Genomic DNA, 24,536 nt, shown 5'->3' on the forward strand with positions numbered 1-24,536 from the left:
CATCGGCTCGATTGAGTGTCGATCGAACCGGAGATCTCTTGGTGCGCACGCTCCGCCTGTTCACGGCTCTTGTTCCCGCTCTCCTCCCCGCGACCGTCCTGGCGGCCGGCGCGGAGTGGCAGAGATATGTAATTCCCAGCACCGGAACCAACGTCGAAATTCCGGTGAAGATTTTCAGCAGGGACGCCGAACTGCCGGATGGCGGAACCGGGCGACGCTTCTACACCGACGATCGCCGCGCTGATTTGACCGTCCAATCGGTTGCAAATCCCGAAAACGACTCGCCCGCGGCGTTTCTGGCGAAGAAGAATCCGCCGCCCGGCATCGTCTACAAAAGGGTGACGCCGAACTTCTTCGTGGTGTCCAGCATCCGCAACGACCGGATCTGGTACAACCGCTGCAACCGTTCGGCCGGCTATATGAATTGCGTCCTGATCAATTATCCCGCCGCGGAAAAGCGGCAATGGGATGGCGTGGTCACGCGAATAAGCCACACGTTGGCTAACTAGCATTCACGAACGCCCCGCGGCATATGCTTAAATCCCGGGCAATCGGGAAAAAATGGCAATCGAGTTCCTGCGGCAGGAACCGTTATTGCTGCACTGCGTTGCTCATGGTCGCCACCAGCAACCACGAGTGATTTTGTGAACCGCAGACACTTCCTCGCAGCTTCCGCCTTGCCGCTTGTATCGATCGCGGCGCCCGGACTCCTGACCTCCGCGCACGCGCAGCCGGTGCCTTTCGACCGGTCCCTTGTGCGGCAAATGGCGCGTGATCTGGCCGGCAAGGCCTTCAAGGCGCCCGACAATAAACTGCCGGATAATCTGAAGGATCTGGATTACGATCGTTACCGGGCGATACGGTTTTTGCCGGAACGCGCGCTCTGGCGCGGCGAAAAGCTGCCCTTCGAAGCGCAGTTCTTTCATCGCGGATTTTTCTACGCCAACCGGGTCGATATCTATGAGGTGAAGGACGGCCAGGCCGCGAAGATCGCCTATCAGCCCGACCTCTTTTCATTCGGCAAGCTGACGCCACCCGGCGCGGGTGTCGATCTCGGCTTTGCCGGCTTTCGGCTTCATGCGCCGATCAACAAACCCGACTATTATGACGAGGTTTGCGTCTTTCTCGGCGCGAGCTACTTCCGGGCCGTCGCCAAGGGCCAGTTGTACGGGCTGTCGGCGCGCGGGCTTGCGATCAACACGGGCGAAGCCAAGGGCGAAGAATTTCCGTCGTTCAAGGCATTCTGGATCGAGAAGCCGACAGCCAACGCCAAATCCATTGTGGTGCACGCCTTGCTCGACAGCGAAAGTGCGGCGGCGGCGTATCGCTTCACCATCCGGCCCGGCGATACCACCGTCTTCGACGTGGAAATGGCGATCTATCCCAGAGTCGATCTGGAGCGTGCCGGCCTGATGCCGATGACGAGCATGTTCTTTTTCGGACCGAACGACCGCAAGGACGTCGACGACTTCCGGCCATCCGTCCATGATTCCGACGGGCTGTTCGTGTCCAACGGCCGCGGCGAGGAGCTTTGGCGGCCGCTTCATAATCCGACGGATCTTCAGATCAGCGCCTTCGCCGACCTCAACCCGCATGGCTTCGGCCTGATGCAGCGCCAGAGGGATTTTCTCGCCTACCAGGACCTCGAATCCGGTTTCGAGCGGCGGCCAAGTCTGTGGGCGGAGCCGATCGGAGACTGGGGCGAAGGTTCGGTCAAGCTGATCGAAATTCCGACCAGGGAAGAAGTGCACGACAATATTGCGAGCTTTTGGCAACCCAAGGCAGCTTTGCAGGCCAAGGGCGAACACACCTATACCTATCGGCTGAATTGGGGACCGGACGTTCCGAAGCCGACCCCGCTGGCGCGGTTTTCCCGGACCGGCATCGGCGCAAGAGGCGATAACGCCACGCTGTTCGTGCTGGACCTGGTCGGCGACAGGTTGAAGTCCGTCGACCCAAAGACCCTGCGGGGCGCTGTGACCGCGGAGAAGGCCAAGATCCAGAACATCGTCACCCAGCCGAATCCGGCCACCGGCGGCTGGCGTTTGAGTTTCGAACTTTTGAAGGAGAAGAATCCCGTCGAGATACGCGCATCGCTCATGCAGGAGAACGAGGCGGTATCGGAACTTTGGGTATATCGATGGACACCCTAGCGAAAGTCCATGGAACGCTGCGCAGCGTTCCTCCGCCGAACCAGTTCCTTCCCCGTGAAGCGCCAATGGAAATGGCGCTCCAGCCGCAGCAGCGATTCGAGCCGCAAGCCAAAGCCGCGGATTTCACGACGGCATGGCCGCGGCGCGCATGCATCCTTGCCGGCACCGTCTTGCTGACCCTGGCCGGCTGCTACGAAATGTATCAGGTGCTCCAGGTCGGAGGCGTGACGATCCTGGAGTGGATGATCCTCGTGCTGTTCGTGCTGTTGTTTGCGTGGATTGCGTTTTCCTTCACGTCGGCGATCGCCGGCTTCTTCGTGCTGCTGTTTCGACGCAAGGACGAACTCGGCATCGATGCCGGCGCGGCCCTGCCGGCGATCGAAGGTCGGACCGCGATGTTGCTGCCCACCTACAATGAGGACCCCTATCGCGTTCTGGCCCGGCTGCGCGCCATCTGTGAATCGGTCGAGGAAACCGGATGCGCGGCGAAGTTCGACTGGTTCGTTCTGAGTGACACGACCGATCCTGCGATCTGGATCGCCGAGGAGAAGTGTTTTCTTCAACTCCGGCATGAAGCCGGGCCGGCAGCCAGGATTTTCTATCGTCACCGTCCGGAAAACACCGCGCGCAAATCCGGCAATATCGAGGATTGGGTCAAGCGGTTTGGCTCCGACTATGAATGCATGCTTATCCTGGATGCCGACAGCCTGATGACAGGGGACACCATCGTGCGGCTGGTCGCTGCGATGGAGCGACATCGACATGTCGCGCTGATCCAGACGCTGCCGATCGTGGTCAACGCCAGAACGTCGTTCGCGAGGTGGCAGCAGTTTGCCGGCCGGCTGTACGGTCCGTTGATCGCCGCCGGAATTGCCTGGTGGCATGGATCCGAAGGCAATTACTGGGGACATAACGCCATCATCCGCGTCAGGGCATTCGCCCGCTACGCCGCGCTTCCTGAACTCCGGGGCCGCAAGCCGTTCGGCGGGCACATCCTCAGCCATGATTTCATCGAGGCTGCGTTCATGCGCCGTGGCGGCTGGGCCATCCATATGGCGCCCACGCTCGGCGGCAGTTACGAGGAATGCCCGCCGTCGCTGCTGGATTTCGCCGCCCGCGACAGGCGATGGTGTCAGGGCAATCTGCAACATCTGGCGGTGCTGCCCTCGCGCGGCCTGCACTGGGTCTCGCGGCTCCATCTTCTGACCGGGATCGGATCCTACCTGACGGCGCCGCTCTGGTTCATCTTTCTGGGGCTCGGCATCCTGGTCTCGCTGCAGGCGCAGTTTGTCAGGCCCGAATATTTCCCGAAGGGGTTCTCGCTGTTTCCGACATGGCCCGCGCAGGATCCGATCCTGGCGGCCTGGGTTTTCGTCGGCACGATGGGCATGCTGATCCTGCCCAAACTGCTCGCCTGGATCGTCATGCTCACCCGACGCGACGAGCGGAAAAAGTTCGGCGGCGGCTTTCGCGCCCTTGCGGGGATCGTCGCCGAGACATTCCTGTCAGGCCTGACGGCGCCGGTAATGATGATTTTCCAATCGTCCGCAGTCGGTGAAATCCTCCTGGGACGCGATGCCGGATGGCAGGTTCAGCGCCGCGACGACGGCGCGGTATCGCGTCAAGATACGCTCCGCAAATATTCGGTTCCGACATTCTTTGGCATCGCGATGGCCATCAGCGCCTACGCGGTGTCATTGCCGCTGCTGCTGTGGATGATGCCGGTTATTCTCGGCCTGCTGCTCGCTATTCCGCTTGCCACGCTGTCTTCCTCGAGCGCTGGAGCGACTTCCAGTCTGTTCCGCACACCGGAGGAGACTTCGCCGCCGCAGGTCTTGCGGCGGGCCAACGAACTGGCCAGCGCCTCACACCGGGCGGTTTCCTGCCCGCTTCTCGAACTCCGCCGTGACGCCGGCCTGCGCGAGGCGCATCTCGACAATCTGTCCGGTCCGAGGCCGCGGAATCGCGGCGAGATCGATCCGCATCTCGCGATCGCGCGCGCCAAGATCGAGGACGCCGAAACCTTGGACGAGGCGGCCACATTCCTCAGCCCTCGCGAGACATTTGCCGCCCTTCATTCACCGGCCGTTCTTGGCGCCCTGCTGGATTTGCGACAGACGACCAATGAGCAGCGCACGGATTGAAGGATAGACTGGTCGCAGTGCGGGATTGATACACCGCAGCAGCGCCAACCTGATTGACCAAACCAGCGCTTCGCTTTCAAATAGCCGCATGGCGGAGCAAACGACGGTAACCGAACCGGCACAAATTCCACGCTTCACCGCGAAAGGCGTGTGGCGTGGCTGCGTTGAAATCGCACCGATCGCCGTGTTCATCATCCCGTTCGGGATCGCGTTTGGCGTCGCCGCTTCCGCCAAGGGTATCGCGCCGGAAGTCAGCATCCTGATGAGCATCGCGATCTATGCGGGCGCCTCGCAATTCGCGCTGCTGGATCTGTGGTACGCGCCGTTGCCGCTGGCGACCCTCGCGCTCACGGTACTCGCCGTCAACGCGCGGCACATTCTCCTCGGCGCGGCGCTCGCGCCGTGGCTGCTGCAGATCCCGATCAAGGGGCGGCTGGCGGCGCTGATCGGGCTCAGCGACGGCAGCTTTGCGTACGCCATGTCCGCCCGCGAGCGGGGAGAAGTCGACGCCGGCATTCTGTTCGGTAGCGGCATCGCGATGTGGCTGATATGGATCGCCAGCACCGCGGTCGGCGCCCTTGCGGGTTCATTTCTCGGCGATCTGACGCGCTTCGGCTTCGATGCGGTCATGGTGACGTATTTCGCGGCCGTCGTCGTTGGCCAATGGAAGGGGACTAAGGACCTGTATCCCTGGCTTGCGGCGGCGGCGGTTGCCGTGATCGGGACGTATGTTCTGCCGCCGGGCTGGCACATCATCGCGGGCGCCCTGGCCGGCGGAATCGTCGGAACCTGGCGCCATGGTTGATACGGTTGCGGCGGTTGCAGCCGTCCTGCTGCTGACTTTGGTCACGATGGCGACGCGGGTCGGCGGCGTCTGGATGATGTCTTACGTCAAAATCACGCCGCGCATCGAAGCCTTCCTCAAATACATGGCGGTATCGGTTCTGATTTCGATCGTCGTCCCGACAACGCTGGCGGCGGCGCCGCGGATCTGGATGGCCGTCGCGGCGGCCGCGATCGTGGCCATCGTCACCCGCAGCGCGCTCAGCGCCATGCTGGTGGGCGCGGCCGTGGCGGCGGTGGTGAAGACTTTGGGGATGTGAGGTGGAGCGGAGATCCGCGGCGCCAAGCCCGCCTACGCCAAGAGGCTTCGGCGAGGCAGCCTTCGCACACTTCGCTACGATAGGGTACGTTCCGGCTTGCCCAGCCGTAGCTCGCGAAGCGAGCGAAGGCTGGTGGGCGCGACAGGGATCGAACCTGTGACCCCTACCATGTCAAGGTAGTGCTCTCCCGCTGAGCTACGCGCCCTAGATTGGGATGACCATCCCGCTCCAGCTTTGATCGTATTGGGTGCGGTCCGTATATCGGCTCCAAAGCGCCCCCGCAAGGACGCTTCTGGGTAATTTCCGGTGTGATTTCGAGCTAAAATGGTACCCGAATCAGGCCGCCAGCATCTTGTTCACTTCGCTGACCAATTCGCGCAGGTGGACAGGCTTGGCCAGCACCTTGGCGTTTTTCGGGGCTTCCGAATCAGAATTGAGGGCAACGGCCGCAAAGCCGGTGATGAACATGATCTTGATATCGGGGTCGAGTTCCGAGGCGCGGCGCGCCAGTTCGATGCCGTCCATTTCGGGCATCACGATATCGGTCAGCAGCATCTCGAACGGCTCCTCGCGCAGCCGCTGATAGGCCGACAGGCCGTTATCATGGGGCGAGACCTGAAATCCGGCGTTTTCCAGCGCCTTGACCAGGAAGCGGCGCATGTCGTTGTCGTCTTCGGCGAGGAGGATTTTGTGCATGGCGGTCTGTCGTCGAATCCGGCTTGGAGGGTCAGTCTGCACACTAAGCCCGACAGACGGTAAAGATCGGGTGAAAGGCAGCAGTGTGCGGGTCACGGCGAGCGGCGCTATTTCTGTACCGGAACGCGCCAGAGATCAATCAAGGCAGGCGTTTTCCGCATTTGAGATGTGTTCCAGTACCATTGCGGCTTTTTTCACTTGGCAGAATGATTGTGATTATCGACAATGCGTCCTCATAAAATCTCTGGTTTTCCGGCAGAATCGGTTGCTCTATCGCGAGGCTTGATCGACTGTCTTGATCGACTGCTTGGGAAGCACGGATCCAAGGGACGGCGCCCGACGATGACCCAGTTTGATGGCGAACTGTCGCCTCCGTTCGAGATCGTGGAGCCGGCCAGCTGGCGGGCGCCGATCATCTTCAATTCCCCGCATTCCGGCTCGGTCTATCCGCTGGAATTCCTCAACGGCTCCCGGATCGATCTGGCAGCATTGCGCCGCTCCGAGGATTCGTTCATGGACGAACTGATCGCAGATTTGAGCGATCGCGGCTTTCCGACGGTGCGGGTCAATTTCCCGCGCTCCTATGTCGACGTGAACCGCGAGCCCTATGAGCTCGATCCGCGCATGTTCACCGGCCGGCTGCCGAGCTTTGCCAATACCCGCTCGATGCGGGTCGCCGGCGGTCTCGGCACCATCCCGCGCGTGGTCGGCGACGGGCAGGAGATTTACCGCGAGCGGCTCAATGTCGACGAGGCGCTGGGGCGGATCGAGGCGCTCTACAAGCCCTACCACCGCGCATTGCGGCGGCTGATCAACAAGGCGCACCAGGCGTTCGGCACCGTGATCCTGGTGGATTGCCACTCGATGCCGTCGATCGGCGTATCGCGCGACGAGCCGCGGCGGCCCGATATCGTGATCGGCGACCGCTACGGCACCAGCTGCGCCGCACTGCTGCCCGACGTCGTCGAGGACGTCATGAGCGGGCTCGGCTATTCGATCGGCCGCAACAAGCCCTATGCCGGCGGATTCATCACCGAGCATTACGGCAATCCGGCAAGCGGACTGCACACCGTGCAGCTCGAACTCAACCGCGCGATCTATATGGATGAACGCCGCCGCGAGCGCTCACCGCGCTTTGCGCAGGTGGCGGCCGATTTCGCTGTTCTGGCCGACGCGCTGGCCAACGTGCCGCTCGGCGACCTCGGGCCGTTCCAGGCCGCGGCGGAGTAAATTGATTCACCGTCATTCCGGAGCGCACGCGAAAGCGGGCGAATCCGGAATCTCGAGATTCCGGGTCCGCGCTGCGCGCGCCCCGGAATGACAATCCCAAAAGAAAAAAGGGCCGCTTGAATGAACAAGCGGCCCAAGTCTAGGGAGGAAACGCCCAAGGAGGGCAGCGATAGGGCGAGGCCCTACCGCACCGCAACAATATGCGGCCGCGCTGCACAAAACGCAAGTCCTTTCGAAACTTTGCCAGCGTAATCCCGGCGAGGCTGGCTGTTATGCAACAGGTCAGTTAAATACTAATTTTCCTTTTATATTCAATATCTTGCGAAGAAAATTCCGTGGGAACCCGGTGTTACGGAGCGGCCACAATTCACAAATCTCGATGTTGTGAATAGCCGTGTCACCAAAAATGCATGCCTAAACGAAGCCGATTCGAAACCCCAAAGGGGACCCTGAGTCGGACGAAAGGGGGACCTGAGTCGGATGAGATGGGAATAACATTCCGTTAATCGTGCGCCGATCGCAGGATTGAGCTAGGCAAGAACGCGAACGCTTGAACGCCCCTCCGCCCTTTCAAGGAACTGCCGTGACGGTCATCGATTTCACAGCCTTTATCGGCCGCCTTGCAACCGCCTCTGGCGAAACCATTCTGCCATTCTTCCGGACCTCGCTTTCGATCGACAACAAGAGCGCCAAGGATTTCGATCCCGTCACCGAGGCCGACCGCGCCGCCGAGGCCGTCATGCGCCGGCTGATCAAGGGCAACTTTCCCCAGCACGGCATCGTCGGCGAGGAATTCGGCAACGAGCAGGAAAACGCCGAATATGTCTGGGTGCTCGATCCGATCGACGGCACCAAATCCTTCATCGCGGGTTTTCCGATCTGGGGCACGCTGATCGCGCTGATGCACCGGGGCACGCCGGTGTTCGGGATGATGCACCAGCCTTACATCGGCGAGCGTTTTTCCGGCGACAGCGGCTCGGCGCAATATTCCGGCCCCTCCGGCGAACGGAAGCTTTCCGTGCGGCGCTGCGCCTCGCTGGCGGACGCGACTTCCTACACGACAAGCCCGCTATTGATGAACGCCGCCGACCGGGCCGCCTTCGGCCGGGTCGAAGAGGCGGTGAAGCTGACGCGCTATGGCGGCGATTGTTATTCCTACTGCATGCTGGCGGCCGGCCATCTCGACCTCGTGGTCGAGACCGAGCTGAAACCCTATGACATCGCCGCCCTGATCCCGATCATCACCGGCGCCGGCGGCATCGTCACCACCTGGGACGGCAAGCCCGCCCAAAGCGGCGGCCGCATCATCGCCGCCGGCGACGCCCGCGTGCATGAAGCGGCGATGAAACTACTCAACAGCTAGCGCATTCTTTTAAAGACGATCTTCGGGCAACCACTTGGTGTTGCCCCCCGGGAAAACCGGTTCCATCCCCATCAAGTGCGGGGCAGGTTCTTTCCTCGGGACAAACGGTTTGCCCGGCGATCATGCTCCAGGCCACGGAAGGCACCGCATGGACGCACTGCTGATCGTGGACATGCAGGTCGGGCTGCGGAGCGGCGATCCCAAGCACGATCTGCCAGGGGTCATCGACCGCATCAACCGGCTCGCCGCCAGCGTGCGCGCGCAGTCCGGCATGGTCATTTTCATCCAGCACTGCGGCGACACCGGCGACGATTTCGAGCCGCAATCACCGGGCTGGGCGCTGCTTCCCGAACTCATCAGGGATCCCGCCGATGTCGTCGTTCAGAAGAGCATGAACGACCCCTTCGCCGGCGCCGAGCTGCAGGCCCGCCTCGGCAGGATCGCGCCGGACCGCGTGCTGGTGACCGGGTGGGCCACCGATCTGTGCGTCGACGCCACCGTCCGATCCGCCGTCTCGAACCAGCACAACGTCGTCGTGGTGACCGATGCCCACACCTTGAGCGACCGCCCTCACCTCGATGCGGTCAGCGTCATGCGGCATCATCATTGGGTCTGGTGCAATCTCATTTCCCAAAAACCCGTCCGCCTCGCGGCCACCGACGAACTCGTGCCTTGACCGCACCGATGACGTAACCCGGGGCACAAAAAATCTGCTATAAGCCGCGACGCGACAGACGCTTTAGACATCTGCGCAGGGAGGCTTGCATGAGGATTTGGGGCGCGCTGGCGGCCGGATTGTCGCTGCTATTATTGCCGGCCGCGGGCACGGCACAGGATTTTCCAACCAAACCGATCAAATTGATCGTGCCGTTCCCACCCGGCGGGCCGAACGACATCATCGCCCGGGTTGTCGGCCAGCGCATGTCGGAACTGGCCCGGCAGCCGATCGTGATCGAAAATCGCAGCGGACAGGCCGGGGTGCTGGGCACTGACGCGATCGCGAAAGCCGCGCCCGATGGCTACACCATCGCCATCACCAGCGCGAGTTCGCTCGTCATCAACCCGTCACTGGAGAAAATGCCCTACGACGTGCGGAAGGATCTCGCACCGGTCACGCTTGTCGTGACCGTGCCGGAAATGCTGGTCGTGGCCAGCAACGTTCCGGCCAACAACATGGCCGAACTCATTGCCCTCGCCAAGGCGCAGCCCGGTAAGCTCAATTTTGCCTCCGCCGGCGTCGGCGGCCTGCCGCATCTGGCCGGCGAACTGTTCAAGCTGACCGCAAAACTCGACATCGTGCATGTGCCGTATCGCGGCGCGGCGCCCGCCATCAACGACCTGCTCGGCCAGCAGGTGCAGATGACGTTCCTCGACCTGCCGGTGATCCTGCCGCATATCAAGGCGGGCTCCCTGAAGCCAATTGCACTGGGCTCCCCCACCCGCGCGCCGACCGCGCCCGACGTGCCGACCACGGCGGAAGTCGGCATGCCCGATCTGTTGATCGAAAACTGGTACGGCATGATCGCGCCGGGAGGCACACCCGAGAAGATCATCACTGAGCTGAACCGCATCGCCAACGAGGCGATGGCCGATCCCAGCGTCAAGGCCAAACTCTCCGATCAGGGCCTCACCGTGGCCGGCGACAGCCCGGAGCATTTCCGCGGCTTCATCGACTCTGAAATCAAGAAGTGGTCGAAGGTGATCAAGGACGCGGGCCTCGAAACGGCGAAGTAATTCTCTCCAAGCGTATCCTCTTCAAGAACGGTGCTGTGCTCACGCCTTGCGGCCACCTTCGCTTCCGCGCGGGAGGGCCAAAGATGACGCCGCTACGAAATCCTCCTGGTGCCTCAGCCAACACAGGGCGTAGCGGCTAGTATCGCGCGCGGATCAGACACCTGCTTACCTGCCGGTCGCAGTAGAGCATGCATTTGTTCTGATGCCCTCGCCAGTCACCGCCCCCGCCCGTGGGGTTGGCACATCTGCCGACGCAATTTGCGGCCCGATCCTCGCATCGCGAGGCTGTCATGGCTTCTGCCTGTGCGTTGAGGAGCATTCCGGTGCCTATAAGGGTGATCGCGAAGAAAAGGTGCCGTGTCATGGTCTGACCTCCTGAAAAAGCCATGAGACGCTCGCCAGCCTACTCCTTTCGAAAATGTCGTCTATTGGCCTTTGCGCCATTCCCGCTGCAATGCGGAATTTGGCGTCGTCCGCTTGCAGCGTGCGACAGCAACGCGCTGATAATGCTTGGTGCTTTTGCCGTATGGTTCAGTATTCTGGCCTCCAAACCGAATGTCGAGGACGTGCCATGGTGTCGCAAACGATCGGCGGGCTGGAATCCAAGGTGGACTCCAAGGCGCGCCTGGCATCGGACCCGAGCGAATCCACGCCCGAATCCACACCGCTGGTGCGTACGTTCCACCAGATCCTGCTCTGGCCGCTTCAACTGCTGCCGCTGAAGGAAGGTTCGCAAATCCATCATCACTGGGAGCTCCTCGAGAAGGACGCCGGCCGGATCTGGAGGGAAGTGGATGACGAATTCTGCGCCGATCCCGACGCCTTCCAGGAACGGCACTATCGCGAATTCGTGACGTTCCTGCCCTATGTGCAGCGTCTGCTCTACGGCGAAGGCGCCAAGCGCCGCTCCATGGCCGCCTACGGCGAATCCCCGATAAAAGCTTACCGCCGGACGGACGTGGCAGCGGTGAGGATCCTCTTCCCCGAACGGGACGCACCTGTCGTCTTCGATGTCCGGCACGTCGATCTCTACTTTTTCTATGACGTCGATCTCGTCATTCTTGCCGTCGAAGTGTCCGGCTCCGACCTGCCGCTCGACGTGGTGCAGGACTCCCTGCATCGGTTCGGCCGCGCCTATCCTGCGGGCTGGACCGCAGAGGGAAACGGCATCAACTGCCCCCGCAAGGTGGAATGGCTGGCGGCAGACGGGCGCGTGCTCGCGGTGTCGGACTACGAGGACAGAAAGCAGTATCTGGCATCGGTGTGTCGCGAGCGGGCGCCGCCGCTCGCCGCGCACTGGCAATATTTGCTCAACCCGATGGCGGCCCATCACTCCGATCAGGCGGGAGCGCTGCGGTTCCGCCAACTCGAATATTATCGCATGCCGTTGATGGCTTATCTCGCCGTCGATCATCCGGAGCGGCTGACGCGGGCAGACTTCGCCCGGCTGGCCTACGCGAACGCGCCCGGCGACCGGCATGCGCTGCCCTACTCCGAGAAGTATCTGACGAGCTTCGAAGAGAACCATTGCTACGACAGGTACTACGACGAAACCCAATCCGACGCCCGGCTGCGCACACGCGTGATGTGTTGCGATCACGCGTTCCTCATCGTCGGCGACGCCGCGAGGCCCGTATTCCTGGATGCGGAGCGCGGCGTTCTTGGCCAGTTCCGTCATCAGTTCTTTCTGCTGGCGCTGATCGCGCACATGCACAAGGGCGCCTTGCTGATGATGTCCGACCGCCTGGTGCACGCTGTCACGCGTCTCAATATCGAGCAGCAGGACACCGTGCGACGATTCCGCGCCGAGATCAGGGGCCTGCTCGAAATATTCCTTCGCTTCACCCACCGGTACTGGTTTCACGACGTATCGGAGCACGTGCAGACCCGCGAGGTGTTCCACGCCCTGGTCAAACACCTCGGCACCGATCGCCTGTACGTCGATATCAGGGAAGAGCTGAAGGATATGGGCGCCTATCTCGACAGCGATCTGCTGCGTCGCCAATCGAACATCTTCCTCAGGCTCACCGTCGTGACCATGATCGGCCTGATCGGCACCACCACGACAGGCTTCCTCGGCATGAGCAGCCTGATCGCCGCCACCGACCACCATCTCGCGGCGAAGGCGGTTTACGTAGCCGTAACGGCGGCCGCTTTCGCAGCGCTTACGCTCTATACGCTGGCGAAGTCGCAGCGCATTGCCGGTTTCCTCGATGCGCTGACCAATGAACGATTGCCGCTGCGAACCAAGGCCGACGCACTGCTGGATATCTGGCGCAAGAAGTGATGACTGCTTGCCGCTTTTGGCGGGATAGCGGACATTCGGCCGCAGCGTGATCTATCGATTGCCTCAACTCGGTAAAAGCGGCGAGCCACAAACTCGTATCAGAGCCATCGAGCGCGTTTGAAACGCACATAAAGCACCGCGCAAAGCAGGGCGATAACGCCGACCACGACAAAGTAGCCGTACTGCGTCTTCAACTCGGGCATGTTTTCGAAATTCATGCCGTAGATCCCGGCGATCGCGGTGGGCACGGCCAGGATCGCGGCCCACGCGGCCAGCTGCCGCGTAATCGCGCTCTGACGCTGCTGCTCCAATAGATTGCTCACTTCGAAAACCGAAGTCAGCACGTCTCGCAACGAGTTCACCATCGCTTCGACGCGCCGCACGTGGTCCAGGACGTCCTGGAAATAGGGACGGGCGTTAGCGTCAAGACACGGTGTATCAATGTGTACGAGCCGGCCGCAGACCTCCATCATGGGACCGATAATTCGCTGAAAGCGGATCAACTCCTGGCGCAGCCCGAAGAGCCGTTTGACGTCTGCGCGACTGAGGAAGCTGTCAAGCGCGCTTTGCTCCATCTTGAGAACGTGTTCCTCGATCGTCTCGACCACCGGCAGGTATCCATCAACGATAAAGTCGAGGATGGCGTGCAAGACATAATCCGGACCATGTCCCAGCAGGCTGGGAGCCGCTTCGAGTTGGGCGCGCAGTTCGCTATGCGCCCGAGCCGAGCCATGCCGAACCGTGATGATAAAATTCTTTCCGACAAAAATCGCTGTTTCGCCATGGGCGATGTGATCCTGCTCAAGATGAGCCGTGCGCGTCATGACAAACAGCTGGTCGCCGTAGACGTCAATTTTCGGCAGCTGGTTTGCCTTGAACGCATCCTCGATCGCGAGCGGATGAAGCCCGTAGTTCTTCTCGAGTTGCTCAAGCTCTCGTTTCGAAGGTTCGAATAGCCCGATCCAGACAAACTCGGACTTGCCCTTGCAATCGATGGGTTCGTCCAGCGAAACGGCTTTGACATTCTTGCCATGACGATACAGGTGGGCTGCCACAACGCTCACAACAAGCTTCCTCCGGACATAATGAGCGGGTGCACACCCTACCACATAAATTGCCCAGACAGTTCTTGTGGCAGCGTTGCAGCGCCTGTATCACGCCCTCGGATTTAGCTTGCGGGCCGAGCGCTAAATTTATGAGTACAGCCCCTCAATAATCCAGCCGCCCGAACAATTCGCCGAACGGGATCATGATGTGGGTCCGGTACGCCTCGCGCCTTTGCAGGGTGCGATACCAGCGCTCGACCTGTGGCAATGGCGGGCGGTCGATTTCCAGTTCGAAGTAGCGATAGAGCGACGTCCCGGCCGCGATGTCGGCAAGCGACAAGGTCTCGCCGAGCAGGAAGCTGCGTTCCTCCAGCAAGTGGTCGAGTTTCTCGAAATCCCTGGCGCAACGCGCCAGCGCGGCCTTGATCGCCGGCCAGTCTCGCTTGTCTGCCGGCGTCCGGTAGAATCCCCAGAATACGCCGCTCAGGAAATCCGGCTGCAACGCGGTTTGCGACCAGTCCATCCAGCCGTCGACGGCGGCACGCGCCACCGGATCATCGGACCAGAATCGATCTGCCCCGTAGCGCGCGGCCAAATACCGGAGGATCGCATGCGATTCCCACACCACGGCGTCGCCATCCCGGATCACGGGAATGCGGCCGTGCGGATTCATCGCCAGAAAGGCTGGCGCATCGAGCCCGCCGGCCGAACCGCCGGCATCGATATGCTCATGGGCAAGGTCGAGCTCGCCGATCAGCCACATGACTTTCTGGACGTTGAACGAACTGCGGCGTCCCCAGACCTTGAGCATTCTCTTTCTCCAAATTACTTCGGCGCCATCTTGCGCAGATGCTCTACCAGTTGCTGCGCCGGTTTCGGCAGCGACTTAAAACTGCGGGCACAGATCGCAAGCCTGCGGTTGGCCCAGGGATCCCTGATCCTGATGACGTTGATCTTCATCGACCGCGCGCAGCGCCTGGCCGCCACTTCAGGCATCACGGCGACGCCGATGCCGGCAGAGACCATCTGCCCGATCGCATCGAAATTGTTGAGCCGCGCGCGAAACCGCAAGCGCGCGCCGAGCCGCGCCGCGTGGCCGGTGACATGGGCGTGCAGCGCGCTCGAGGTGATCAGGCCGACGAAGTCCCGCTCCACCACCTCGCGGAAATCGACCTGCCGCCGGTTCGACAGTTCGTCCTGGCGCGCGGTGACCAGCACCAGGCGGTCTTCGCTGTAGGGGATCCGCTCGATGCCGTCGGGCAGCGCGTGCTCGGCGGCGAGCCCGAGATCGGCGGCGCCGCTGGCGATGGCCCGTGCGATGTCGGCGCTTTCGCGCTCCTCGACGTCGATCGAGATATGCGGATGCTGGCTCAGGAACGCGGCCAGCGCCTTCGGCAGATATTCCGACAGGCCTGATGTGTTGGCGAGGAAGCGGACGGTGGCCTTGACGCCGCGCGAGAAGGCGGCGAGATCGCCGCGCAGCGCGTCCACATTGTGCATGACGATGCGGGCGTGATCGAGCAGGCTTTCGCCAGCCGGCGTCAATTCGACGCCGCGGCGGCCACGCTGCAGCAGTGAAACGCCAAGCGCGGCCTCCAGGCCCTTGATCCGCGCGCTGGCCGAGGCCAGCGCCAGATGCACGCGGTTCGCGCCATTGGTGATGCTGCGCGTCTCGGCCACCGCGATAAAGAGCTGTAGATCGACCAGATCGAAGCGCATCACGAATTCCGATATCTGCCTTCGGCCTGGCCGAATGCTGTCTCCGTAATCTCCAGATTGTGCCTGATAGCGCGATCGGTCAATGTGGCCGCATGATCGATTCCATGCTCATTCTCATCGCGGCCGCGTTCCTGCTCGCCGGTTTCATCAAGGGCGTCATCGCGCTCGGCCTGCCGACGGTGTCGATGGGCCTGCTCGCGGTGACGATGCCGCCCGGCCAGGCGATCGCGATCGTGATCGTTCCGGCGATCGTCACCAATATCTGGCAGACCTTCGGCGGCCCTTACTTGCGCGACATCATGCGGCGGCTGTGGCCGCTGATGGTCGGCACCGTGATCGGCATCTGGCTCAACGGCGGACTCTTGACCGGGCCCTATGCGGCCTATGGCACCGTCATCCTCGGCGTGCTGCTGGTGATCTATGCCATCGTGGGCCTGAGCAAATTCAGCTTCAAGGTCGCGCAACGCGACGAGAAGTGGATCGGCGGCATCGTCGGCCTTGTCACCGGCGTGATCTCGGCCGCGACCGGCGTTCAGGTCATCCCGTCAATGCCGTTCATGCAGGCAATCGGCATGCAGAAGGACGAACTGGTGCAGGCGCTCGGCGTGTTCTTCACGGTCGCCACCGTGGCGCTCGCCTTCAACATCACCGCGGCGGGCCTGCTCACGGCCGCAACCGCGCTGCCGGGCGCGGTGGCGATGGCGGCGTCCTTTGCCGGCATGTTCATCGGCCAGGCGGTGCGAACGCGGATGCAGCCGGACGTGTTCCGCCGCTGGTTCCTGATCGCGATGATCTTCCTCGGGCTCTATCTAGCCGTCGGCGGGTTTCTGAAAATTCACGGCTAGGGCGTGATGATTTCTCGAGCCTGAGCAGACCGGACCACCACGCCTAAAGACGCCCCACCCAAATGGGTTAGGTCAGCGGGTCTGCAACATCGCCACGCGAAACCCGAGATAGACGAACATCCCGCCGAGCACGCGGTTGATCCAGGCGATCACGCGCTGGGAGTGCCGGATCCGGGAGGCGGCCTTCGACGCAAACGCCGCGACGGCCAGGCACCACAGCGTGCCGTTGAAGATGAAGATCAGGCCGAGGGCCAGGAAGGCCGCCGTCTTGTGCGGCGAATCGGCGGCCACGAATTGCGGCAGGAACGCCAGGAAAAACAGCGCCACCTTCGGATTGAGCGCGTTGGTCAAGGCCCCCTGCCAGAACACCCGGCGCAGCGAGACCGTCCCCTCCTGCACGGCTGCTTCAGCAATTGGGGCCGCGCGCGACAGCAGCATCTGGAGGCCCGTAAACACCAGATAGGCCGCGCCGACCAGCTTCAGGACCGTAAAGGCGGCCGCCGACGTCATCAGCAGCGCGGACAGGCCAATCGCGGCACCAAACACGTGAACCAGGCAGCCACAGCAGATGCCGAGCGCGGCCGCGGCCCCGCCGCGCCACCCCAACTGGATGCTGCGGCCGATGATATAAGCGGTATCGGGCCCCGGCGTGACGTTGAGCAGCAACCCCGAGAGGATGAACAACCAGAGTTCGTTTATGCCGAGCAGCTCGCCCATGTTTTGACCAGTTCCCTCGTGACAACCCATTGTTCCAGCGCATGCCAATCGCAATTGGATTGCGTTACTATCACTTCTGGATCGGCGTTCCGCCAGATACAGCGTATTTAATAATCATTGGAATCGCTTGGCCGACCACATAGTAGTATGCAAGTGCGGGAGTTTTAGGGATACATGGAAAGACGGCTAGCCGCCATCGTTTGCGCTGATGTCGCCGGCTATTCCCGCATGATGGGAGCCGACGAGGCGGGCACGCATGCCACCTTCAAGGCCCATCGGACCGCGATCTACCCGATCATCCTCAATCATGGCGGCCGTCTGGTGAAGAACACCGGCGACGGCTTCCTGCTGGAGTTTCCCAGCATCGTCGGCGCCATAGAGGCCGCGGTCGCGATGCAGATGATGATGGCTGAACGAAACCATCATTTGCCCACCGACCGCGTGATGCAATTCCGTATGGGCATCCATATGGGCGACGTGATGGCCGACGAGGACGAGGTGTTCGGCGACGACGTGAACATCGCCGTCCGGCTCGAATCGGTGGCCGCCCCAGGCGGCGTGGCGGTGTCGGGCAAGGCCTATGGCGAGGCCGGCAAGCGCCTCAGCGTTCCCCTGGTCGATGCCGGTCCGCACCGCTTCAAGAACATCGAGGAGCCGGTCAGCGTCTGGACCTGGGAGCCTGAAGGCGCGGACCACCGCAGCCGCGAGGCCAGGGACACCGCGAACCTGCCTGCGCAATACCGGACCGCTATCGTCGGCGTGCTGCCGTTTGCCAATCTGAGCGAGAGCGCGGACGAGTATTTCTCCGACGGCCTCACCGAGGACCTGATCCACGCATTGTCGCTGCAATCGTTCTACCGGGTGCTGAGCCGTAACTCGACGTTCTCCTTCAAGGGCAAGAACCTGAGCACCCGCCTGATCGCGCGGGAGATCGACGCGAGCTACCTGATCCAGGGCTCGGTGCGCCGCGCCGGCAGCAAGATCCGCGTCACGGCCGAGCTGATTGCGCCCGAGAACGGCGAGCAATTATGGACCGGCCGCTACGACCGCGACATGGGCGACCTGTTCGCGATGCAGGACGAGATCACCACCAGCCTGTCGGCGGCGGTCGCGGCCGAGATCTACCGGGCCGAGGCTTCCGCGCCTCCCCGGCCGTCGTCGAACGACCTGACCGCATGGGATCGCTTCCTCAAGGGGCTGTCCTATTATTACCTGCAGACCAAGGCGGATTTCGAAACCTCGATCGGCCTGTTCAAAGAAGCCGTCGCGCTCGATCCGACGCTGTCGATCGCGCGCGCCTATCTTGCCACCATCATGATGCAGAGCATCCAGTTCGGATGGATCAAGAGCACGCGCGAATTGTGGACCACGGCGATGGATCTCGCCGAGAGCAGCGTCAGGCTCGATCCGCGCTCGTCGTTTGCCTTCCAGATCGTCGCCTATCTGCACGCCCTGGAAGGACATCATGAGGTTTCCATGGATGCCGCGAACCGGGCGGTCGGGCTGAACCCCTACGACATGGGCGCCCGCGGCGTTCTCGGCTTCTGCTATTTCTACGCCGGCGAACACCGCAAGGCGATCGAACTGATTTCAATGGCGGCACAGCGCGGCAACTCCGACCCCCGATATCAATGGGAGGCGGTGAACGCGTTCAGCCATTACCTCGTCGGGCAATATGACGCGTCGCTGTCCTGGGCGCGCGAACAGCTGTACCTCAATCCCAATCATCTTCAGGCGCTCGCGATCCGGGCGGCCGCGCTCGCCCAGCTCGGGCGCGCCGAGGAAGCGGCCAACGCCACCGAGGTCTTGCTGCACAATTATCCGACCTTTACCGTCGAACGCCATTTGAGCAATTTCCATTGGAAACGGCCCGAAGACATCGCCCATTACCGTGACGGCCTGCTGAAGGCCGGCGCTCCCTCCACCAGATTGACGCTCGTCGAGTCCGCGCCGAAGCTTGCCGCCGATTCCTGAAGAGGGGCGTACATTTGCGCCAAATTGTCATCCCGGCCGGCTCGTCCCGGCCTCCGGTTGACACGGCTTCGAATCCGGCGAAAATCGTTTGCACCCTGAAGTAGTACACGACCGGCGGATTCGCTTTTCGAATCCCATTCCCCTTCAGACCGAGGCCGATTGTCTTTTTCATATTCGCTGCCTTTTCAGGATTGGATCCATGCCAGACCAAGCACCGGCCCCGCAGATCGCCGTCTCCAAGAACAATCCCTGCCCTTTCCTGCGCGCACTGGTCGCGAACGGCTATGTCGACGGCCACATCGTGCCGCTCGGCACGCTGACCGAAGATATCGGGCTGGCGAGCGGCAAAACGGGAATGGGTTTGATCCGGGCGAAGGTGCTCACCTACGGAATTGCGATGATCGCAAACGGCCACCCCGTGAGGAGCGTGACATCGGGCGCAATTCTCGATGAATTGCGCAACGGCCCGCTCGACAAGCATGGCGCCGGCTCTCGCATCCTCGAAGTGGATGGACAGGTCAATCTGGAGCAGATCGAACGCTTCGCGAGCTTCGGCCAGGAATACCGTAATCCCGATGGCGGCACCGAGCCCGGGCTGAACGCCAAGCAGATCGAGACCTTCATGGCGGACAATCTGAAGCGCGACGGCGATAAGGCGCGCTGGACCTATCCGATCATGATGAAGGGCGAATGGCCGGTCCTGCTCGACATTCTCGGCAAGGGCGACGGCGAGACGCGCTACCTCAGCGTCGCCGATGTCCGCACGTTGTTCGTCGAGCGGAAGCTGCCCAAGCGCATCACCGACCGGTTGCAGGCGCCAGCCGGCTAAAGCGTGATGGCATTAAGTTCGATAGCCTGAATTTTTGAGGTAGTTGGCACATTCCTCTGAGGTGAAGGCATCGAGTGCGTAGCCGATTGCGGCGCAGACCGCGTCGACGGTTCGCGCGGCAGCTTTGCGGACCAGATGCTTGAGCTTGGCAAAGACCTGCTCGATCGGGTTCAGGTCAGGCGAGTATTTTGGCAGGAAGAAGAGTTTGGCGCCGACCGAACGGATGAGCTGGCGAACTGCTTTGCTCTTGTGGCTGCCGAGGTTATCCAAAACGACGATATCGCCGGGTCGAAGGATGGGCAGAAGAACCTTCTCGACATAGGTGCGAAAGCTCACGCCATCGATCGGCCCCTCGATAAACCATGGCGCATCGATCCGGTCATGGCGCAGGGCCGCCAGGAAGGTCATGGTCTTCCAGCGGCCGTGGGGAACCTTGGCGTGAAGCCTGCGCCCGCGCGGCGCCCATCCCCGCAAGGGAGCCATATCGGTCCGCGTCCAGGTCTCGTCGATGAAGACCAGTCGCTCAGCTTCGACGCGACCTTGATACTTTGTCCATTGGAGGCGCCGCCGCGCCACGTCGGGTCGATCGCGTTCGTCAGCCGCCACGCTTTTTTTTGAAGCTGAGCTTCTCGGCATGCACGAAGTCCCACACCGAGTGGTAGTCGACCTTCAGGCCGCGTCCGGCAAGCTCGGCAACGAGCCCTCGTATGGTGAAATCGCCGTCTTTGATCCGTTGCGACAGCCAAACCGCATGGTCTCCCGAAACTGCCTTCGGCTTATGACCACCCATCTGGCCCGGAGCAACGCTGCCAGTATCCTCGACCCGCTGCATCCAACCGATCGCTGTGCTGATCGCGACCCCAAACTGCTTGGCTGCCTGATTGCGGGACATCCCGCCCTCGATCGCGGACACGACACGCTTGCGAAGATCCAGAGAATAAGGCTTGCCCATCCATGCTGGCCTCCGTCCAGCCATCATGGTGAATCAGAAACCCACTGATTTGGGAATCCCAAATCGATTCAACCTAACCCCATCCCGCTTTAGGTCGTGCGGTCATAAAACTGATCACGTCGTCGTCAGTCGCCAGGATGCTTCGCATGCCATGCGTCAAGCACTTCCCTTTCTTCGTCGAAGGTTAAACCGACGACTGGGCCGTCGGTGGCACGCAACCAGCCTAGCGTGTCACGCGCGGTCTCCGGAAGAGGCCGCACAGTGAGGCCGGCATGACGCGCCGGCGTCGTGTCGCGCGTAGCAAAGCCGGCAAAGTCCGGCAGAGGGAGCCACAAGGGGAGCGATCGAGGGCCCGCCCAACGTCTGACGTCGTGCTGCTCCAGGAAGGCACGATCTACCCATGTGAACGTACAGGATGACCCCAGTGCCGCCGCGCAGTCAGCCAGCAACTCGCCGCGGGTGCGCGTTGGCCCAATTGCGTCATAGATACCTGTCAGGCGGGCTTGCGCGGCTTGAACGATCCATTGCGCAAGGTCGCGCACGTCGATGAACTGAACGGCATCCTCCGGGCTCCCGGGCGCAAGCACTTCGCCTCCGCGGGCCAGCCGTGCCGGCCAATACGTGAACCGACCCGTCGGATCCTCCGGCCCGACAATAAGACCCGCCCTGCAAATGAAGGCGCTTTCGCCCACGGCCTGCTCGCACGCGACTTTGGCGGCACCATAAATTTCTTCACTGCTATACTCGACATCAGGGGCGGTGGGTGCCCGCAGCGGGGCCGTGTCCGCCCGCTGCCCGGGCGTGCGATTGTCCGCATAAACGCTCACCGTCGAGACGAAGGTCCAATGCCCGGTCTGCCGCTTGAGTGCGGCGACCGCGCGGCGCACCTGGCCCGGGTGACGTGATACATCCACGACAGCATCGAACTCCTGGCGCGCAAGCGGCTCAAGCCCGTCTGAAACGTCGCGGTCGACGGCAACAAATTTCGCGCCGGTCGCAATCGGACCCGCAAGCCCCCGTGCGGCACACGTCACGTCATGTCCGGCCGCGCAAGCATGAGCCGCAATCGCGCGCCCAAGAAACTGGCTTCCGCCCAGAATCAACAGACGCATGCAACTGCCTCCCCCACCGATCGGATGTAATCACTTGAACAGCGGCGTGCCCGGAACGAAGGCGTCGAACGCGGCCCAGAATTGCGAGCGGTAGCGGTCCTGCTCCTGCAGGATCTCGTGCTTGGACCCCGCGATCACCAGATGCGAGCCGGCGCGCAAATGATAGGCGAATTCCTCGATCGCCGCGGTCGAGACGATGGTGTCGCTGCTGGCGGCCAGCATCAGGATCGGCTGGCGGATTTCGGAAGGATAGTTCGACGCGCGAAAGCCGTGCATGGCGCGAAACGCCGTGTCGGCCCAGGCGACCGTCGGCGAGCCGATGCCCAGCGTCGGGTCTTCTTCCAGGATCGCGGCGTTGCGGGCAAAGCGCACGGGATCGCTGGTGAAGGGATTGTTGATGAAGGACTCGGTGCCGGTCAGCGCGTCGCTGCCTCCAGGCACGTAACGGCCGCCCTGCCCGGCGAGCCGCAGCACCCGCAACAGTGTGCGCGCCGCAAACGAGGTCCGGCTTCCCGGCAGATCGATCATCGGCGCCGACAGCACCATGCGGTCGAACCAGCGTTTTCCCGCATGCGCGACGCGCAGCATCACGGCGCCGCCCATCGAATGCGCCAGCGCGAAATAGGGCGGCGGGCAATCCGGCAGCACCACCTGCTGCACGAAGGTTTCGACGTCGATTTCGAAATCGGAGAAATCGCGGACATAACCCTTGCGTGGATCGCGCAGGCGCCGCGAGGAATGACCCTGGCCGCGCCAGTCGATCATCGCCACCGCGAACCCGCGATCGCGCAGGTCGCGCACCGTCTCGAAATATTTCTCGATCTGCTCGCTGCGGCCGGTGAAGACGCAGACGGTGCCCTTGCGGCCCGCCGGCGGCGCCCAGCGCGCAAAGCGCAGTTCGGCGCCGTCAGGCGTCTTGATGGTGCCGCTGACGACATCCTCCGGAACCGGATTGGCAGGGATCGAGACGAGCGTCATGGACGGGGAACCGGCTAGGAAAGGAGGAATGGAAATCAAGGCGGGCTGGCAAAAAGAGGCTCGATTCGGCCCCTCTTGAACGGTGTTCGGCCCCTCCCATATCATTTCTGTGCAGGCCGCTACCAGTGTTTCGGGAACCCGGACATTGAGGCTGCACATGAACGAAAGCCCGGCCCGATGGCGGGCGGGTTAATTGCAACAGTCGCTCAATGGAGGACTACCCTATGCGTACCTACGATCTCGCCCCGTTTTACCGTTCCACCGTCGGCTTCGACCGCTTCTTCTCCCTGCTCGACCAGGCAGCGTCAGACGGCAGCCCCGGTTATCCCCCCTACAACATCGAGCGCACCGGCGAGAACGCTTACCGCATCAGCGTCGCGGTCTCCGGCTTCTCGCAAGGCGAGCTTTCGATCGTCGCCAAGGAAAACACGCTGACGATCAAGGGCGAGAAGTCCGCCAACGAGAACGGCCAGGACAAATCCGAAGTGCTGTACCGCGGCATCGCGGCGCGCGCCTTCGAGCGCGCCTTCCAGCTTGCCGACTTCGTGCAGGTCAAGAACGCCTCGCTCGAGCACGGTCTGCTCCACGTCGATCTCGTCCGCGAGATTCCCGAGGCCAAGAAGCCGCGCAGCATTCCGATCAGCAACGGCTCGCAAACCCCGCGGGTCGTCGACAGCTCGGTCGCCGCATAACACTGTCAGGCTTTCAGCAGATATTGGCTGAACGCGAAAACGCCCCGGGAAACCGGGGCGTTTTTTCGTGCGTCATGTTCGTGATCTCACACTGCCGTGAGCGCCGTAACGTCAAGCCCCGCGCATCGAACTCCAATCATGCGCAGCGCATCACGCTGAGAAAATCACGGAGCAGGTTCGATGAAGATGGTTCAACTGGTAACGGCGCTCGCGGTCACGGCATTTGCGGGATCGCTTGGCACACTCCCGGCGCAGGCCGAGGCGGCGACGCCGGTGGCGCGCAATGTCGTGCTGGTGCACGGGGCGTGGGCGGACGGCTCGAGCTGGTCGGAAGTCATCCCCTATCTTCAGGCCGCGGGGCTGAAGGTCACCGCCGTACAGAATCCGCTGACGTCGCTTGCCGATTCCGTCGCCGCGACCCGACGCGCGCTGGCGCTGCAGGACGGGCCGACCGTGCTGGTCGCGCATTCCTGGGGCGGCACCGTGATCAGCGAGACCGGAACGGATCCGAAAGTATCGGCGCTGGTCTATGTCGCCGCGCGCGGCCCTGATGCGGGCGAGGATTTTGTCGCGCTCTCCGGAAAATTCCCGGCCGGGCCGGTGCGCGCCGGGATCCGGGAACATGACGGCTTCACCAAATTGTCGGAGGATTCGTTCCTGAAATATTTCGCCAACGGCGTGGCGCCAAAAAAGGCCGAGGTGCTCTACGCGGTGCAGGAGCCGACCGCCGTTTCCCTGTTTGCGGGACGTACCACCGTAGCCGCCTGGCACTCCAAGCCGTCATGGTATGCGGTCTCCAGGCAGGACCAGACCATCAATCCCGACCTCGAGCGGTTTCTGGCCAAGCGCATGAACGCGACCACGGTCGAACTGGACGCGGGTCATCTGTCGCTGGTGTCGCATCCAGAGGAGATCGCCGACCTGATCCTCGCGGCGGCGGGTCATAAGGAATAGCTGGCCGT

The 24,536-nt window shown here is 62.3% G+C and carries 22 protein-coding genes, 1 tRNA gene and 1 pseudogene; 15 read left to right on the top strand and 9 right to left on the bottom strand.

Annotation, left to right across the window (positions count from 1 at the left end; translation table 11 throughout):
- Positions 1-38: 38 nt before the first annotated feature.
- The 5 genes from ABIE49_RS15545 to ABIE49_RS15565 all read left to right on the top strand — a co-directional run bounded on the left by ABIE49_RS15545 (position 39) and on the right by ABIE49_RS15565 (position 5,400).
- Positions 39-509 (top strand): hypothetical protein, encoded by a 471-nt coding sequence (locus tag ABIE49_RS15545; protein ID WP_210337557.1) that lies wholly within the window; start codon positions 39-41, stop codon positions 507-509.
- A 135-nt stretch (positions 510-644) separates the two neighbouring features.
- Positions 645-2,153 carry a glucan biosynthesis protein G gene (locus tag ABIE49_RS15550; protein ID WP_192740370.1) on the top strand — a complete coding sequence of 503 codons (1,509 nt, stop codon included), beginning with the start codon at positions 645-647 and terminating at the stop codon, positions 2,151-2,153.
- On the top strand, positions 2,141-4,297 hold the full coding sequence (gene mdoH, locus ABIE49_RS15555; protein WP_192740371.1) for a glucans biosynthesis glucosyltransferase MdoH: 2,157 nt from the start codon (positions 2,141-2,143) through the stop codon (positions 4,295-4,297). The genes ABIE49_RS15550 and mdoH overlap by 13 nt, the downstream gene beginning before the upstream one ends.
- A gap of 88 nt (positions 4,298-4,385) precedes the next feature.
- Complete coding sequence (locus ABIE49_RS15560; RefSeq protein ID WP_192740372.1) at positions 4,386-5,102, top strand: AzlC family ABC transporter permease; 717 nt, start codon at positions 4,386-4,388, stop codon at positions 5,100-5,102.
- Complete coding sequence (locus tag ABIE49_RS15565; RefSeq protein WP_192740373.1) at positions 5,095-5,400, top strand: AzlD domain-containing protein; 306 nt, start codon at positions 5,095-5,097, stop codon at positions 5,398-5,400. Before ABIE49_RS15560 ends, ABIE49_RS15565 begins: the two co-directional genes overlap by 8 nt.
- Before the next feature lie 130 nt (positions 5,401-5,530).
- Here the strand turns inward: ABIE49_RS15565 and ABIE49_RS15570 are convergent.
- Positions 5,531-5,605, bottom strand: a tRNA-Val gene (locus tag ABIE49_RS15570).
- A gap of 131 nt (positions 5,606-5,736) precedes the next feature.
- Positions 5,737-6,096 (bottom strand): cell cycle two-component system response regulator CpdR, encoded by a 360-nt coding sequence (cpdR, locus tag ABIE49_RS15575; RefSeq protein WP_074823489.1) that lies wholly within the window; start codon positions 6,094-6,096, stop codon positions 5,737-5,739.
- Positions 6,097-6,438: 342 nt separating this feature from the next.
- Here cpdR and ABIE49_RS15580 point away from each other — a divergent pair, with 342 nt between their 5' ends.
- The 5 genes from ABIE49_RS15580 to ABIE49_RS15600 all read left to right on the top strand — a co-directional run bounded on the left by ABIE49_RS15580 (position 6,439) and on the right by ABIE49_RS15600 (position 12,710).
- Positions 6,439-7,326, top strand: coding sequence for an N-formylglutamate amidohydrolase (locus ABIE49_RS15580; RefSeq protein WP_192740374.1), 888 nt, complete (start codon positions 6,439-6,441; stop codon positions 7,324-7,326).
- 583 nt (positions 7,327-7,909) lie between these two features.
- Positions 7,910-8,689, top strand: coding sequence for a histidinol-phosphatase (gene hisN / locus ABIE49_RS15585; RefSeq protein WP_192740375.1), 780 nt, complete (start codon positions 7,910-7,912; stop codon positions 8,687-8,689).
- 148 nt (positions 8,690-8,837) lie between these two features.
- Positions 8,838-9,365, top strand: coding sequence for an isochorismatase family protein (locus tag ABIE49_RS15590; RefSeq protein ID WP_192740376.1), 528 nt, complete (start codon positions 8,838-8,840; stop codon positions 9,363-9,365).
- An 89-nt stretch (positions 9,366-9,454) separates the two neighbouring features.
- Positions 9,455-10,423, top strand: a complete 969-nt coding sequence (locus ABIE49_RS15595; protein WP_192740377.1) for a Bug family tripartite tricarboxylate transporter substrate binding protein — start codon at positions 9,455-9,457, stop codon at positions 10,421-10,423.
- A 571-nt stretch (positions 10,424-10,994) separates the two neighbouring features.
- Positions 10,995-12,710: a hypothetical protein gene (locus ABIE49_RS15600; RefSeq protein WP_210337559.1), complete on the top strand. Its 1,716-nt coding sequence runs from the start codon at positions 10,995-10,997 to the stop codon at positions 12,708-12,710.
- Positions 12,711-12,808: 98 nt separating this feature from the next.
- Here the strand turns inward: ABIE49_RS15600 and corA are convergent, their stop codons facing one another.
- The 3 genes from corA to ABIE49_RS15615 form a co-directional block, all read right to left on the bottom strand.
- Positions 12,809-13,774, bottom strand: coding sequence for a magnesium/cobalt transporter CorA (gene corA, locus ABIE49_RS15605; RefSeq protein WP_192740378.1), 966 nt, complete (start codon positions 13,772-13,774; stop codon positions 12,809-12,811).
- 145 nt (positions 13,775-13,919) lie between these two features.
- Complete coding sequence (locus tag ABIE49_RS15610; RefSeq protein WP_192740379.1) at positions 13,920-14,567, bottom strand: glutathione S-transferase family protein; 648 nt, start codon at positions 14,565-14,567, stop codon at positions 13,920-13,922.
- A gap of 14 nt (positions 14,568-14,581) precedes the next feature.
- Positions 14,582-15,475 (bottom strand): LysR family transcriptional regulator, encoded by an 894-nt coding sequence (locus tag ABIE49_RS15615; protein WP_192740380.1) that lies wholly within the window; start codon positions 15,473-15,475, stop codon positions 14,582-14,584.
- 92 nt (positions 15,476-15,567) lie between these two features.
- Between ABIE49_RS15615 and ABIE49_RS15620 the strand changes: the two genes are divergently transcribed.
- Positions 15,568-16,320: a sulfite exporter TauE/SafE family protein gene (locus ABIE49_RS15620; RefSeq protein ID WP_192740381.1), complete on the top strand. Its 753-nt coding sequence runs from the start codon at positions 15,568-15,570 to the stop codon at positions 16,318-16,320.
- Between the two features lie 72 nt (positions 16,321-16,392).
- Here ABIE49_RS15620 and ABIE49_RS15625 read toward each other — a convergent pair whose 3' ends face one another.
- Positions 16,393-17,028, bottom strand: a complete 636-nt coding sequence (locus ABIE49_RS15625; protein WP_192740391.1) for a LysE family translocator — start codon at positions 17,026-17,028, stop codon at positions 16,393-16,395.
- Positions 17,029-17,211: 183 nt separating this feature from the next.
- On the opposite strand from ABIE49_RS15625, the gene ABIE49_RS15630 reads away from it, so the two are divergent.
- Complete coding sequence (locus ABIE49_RS15630) at positions 17,212-19,011, top strand: adenylate/guanylate cyclase domain-containing protein (RefSeq protein ID WP_192740382.1); 1,800 nt, start codon at positions 17,212-17,214, stop codon at positions 19,009-19,011.
- Positions 19,012-19,210: 199 nt separating this feature from the next.
- Positions 19,211-19,828, top strand: a pseudogene (locus tag ABIE49_RS15635) (di-heme-cytochrome C peroxidase); the annotation flags it as partial.
- Between the two features lie 24 nt (positions 19,829-19,852).
- Here ABIE49_RS15635 and ABIE49_RS15640 read toward each other — a convergent pair.
- The 3 genes from ABIE49_RS15640 to ABIE49_RS15650 form a co-directional block, all read right to left on the bottom strand.
- Positions 19,853-20,792 (bottom strand): IS630 family transposase gene (locus ABIE49_RS15640; RefSeq protein ID WP_502915856.1). Its coding sequence is split into 2 segments (ribosomal slippage): positions 19,853-20,455 and positions 20,457-20,792, totalling 939 coding nucleotides; the frame shifts between segments, so codons are not numbered across the junction.
- Between the two features lie 125 nt (positions 20,793-20,917).
- The gene (locus tag ABIE49_RS15645) at positions 20,918-21,904 is read right to left on the bottom strand and encodes an NAD-dependent epimerase/dehydratase family protein (protein WP_192738157.1); all 987 of its coding nucleotides are present in this window, start codon (positions 21,902-21,904) and stop codon (positions 20,918-20,920) included.
- 30 nt (positions 21,905-21,934) lie between these two features.
- Positions 21,935-22,882 carry an alpha/beta fold hydrolase gene (locus tag ABIE49_RS15650; protein WP_192738158.1) on the bottom strand — a complete coding sequence of 316 codons (948 nt, stop codon included), beginning with the start codon at positions 22,880-22,882 and terminating at the stop codon, positions 21,935-21,937.
- A gap of 224 nt (positions 22,883-23,106) precedes the next feature.
- On the opposite strand from ABIE49_RS15650, the gene ABIE49_RS15655 reads away from it, so the two are divergent.
- Both ABIE49_RS15655 and ABIE49_RS15660 read left to right on the top strand, forming a co-directional pair.
- The gene (locus ABIE49_RS15655) at positions 23,107-23,574 is read left to right on the top strand and encodes an Hsp20 family protein (RefSeq protein ID WP_192738159.1); all 468 of its coding nucleotides are present in this window, start codon (positions 23,107-23,109) and stop codon (positions 23,572-23,574) included.
- Between the two features lie 180 nt (positions 23,575-23,754).
- Positions 23,755-24,528, top strand: a complete 774-nt coding sequence (locus ABIE49_RS15660) for an alpha/beta fold hydrolase (protein WP_210337420.1) — start codon at positions 23,755-23,757, stop codon at positions 24,526-24,528.
- Positions 24,529-24,536 lie beyond the last annotated feature (8 nt).

This window comes from Bradyrhizobium sp. OAE829 (genome assembly GCF_040546575.1).
Taxonomy (GTDB): Bacteria; Pseudomonadota; Alphaproteobacteria; order Rhizobiales; family Xanthobacteraceae; genus Bradyrhizobium.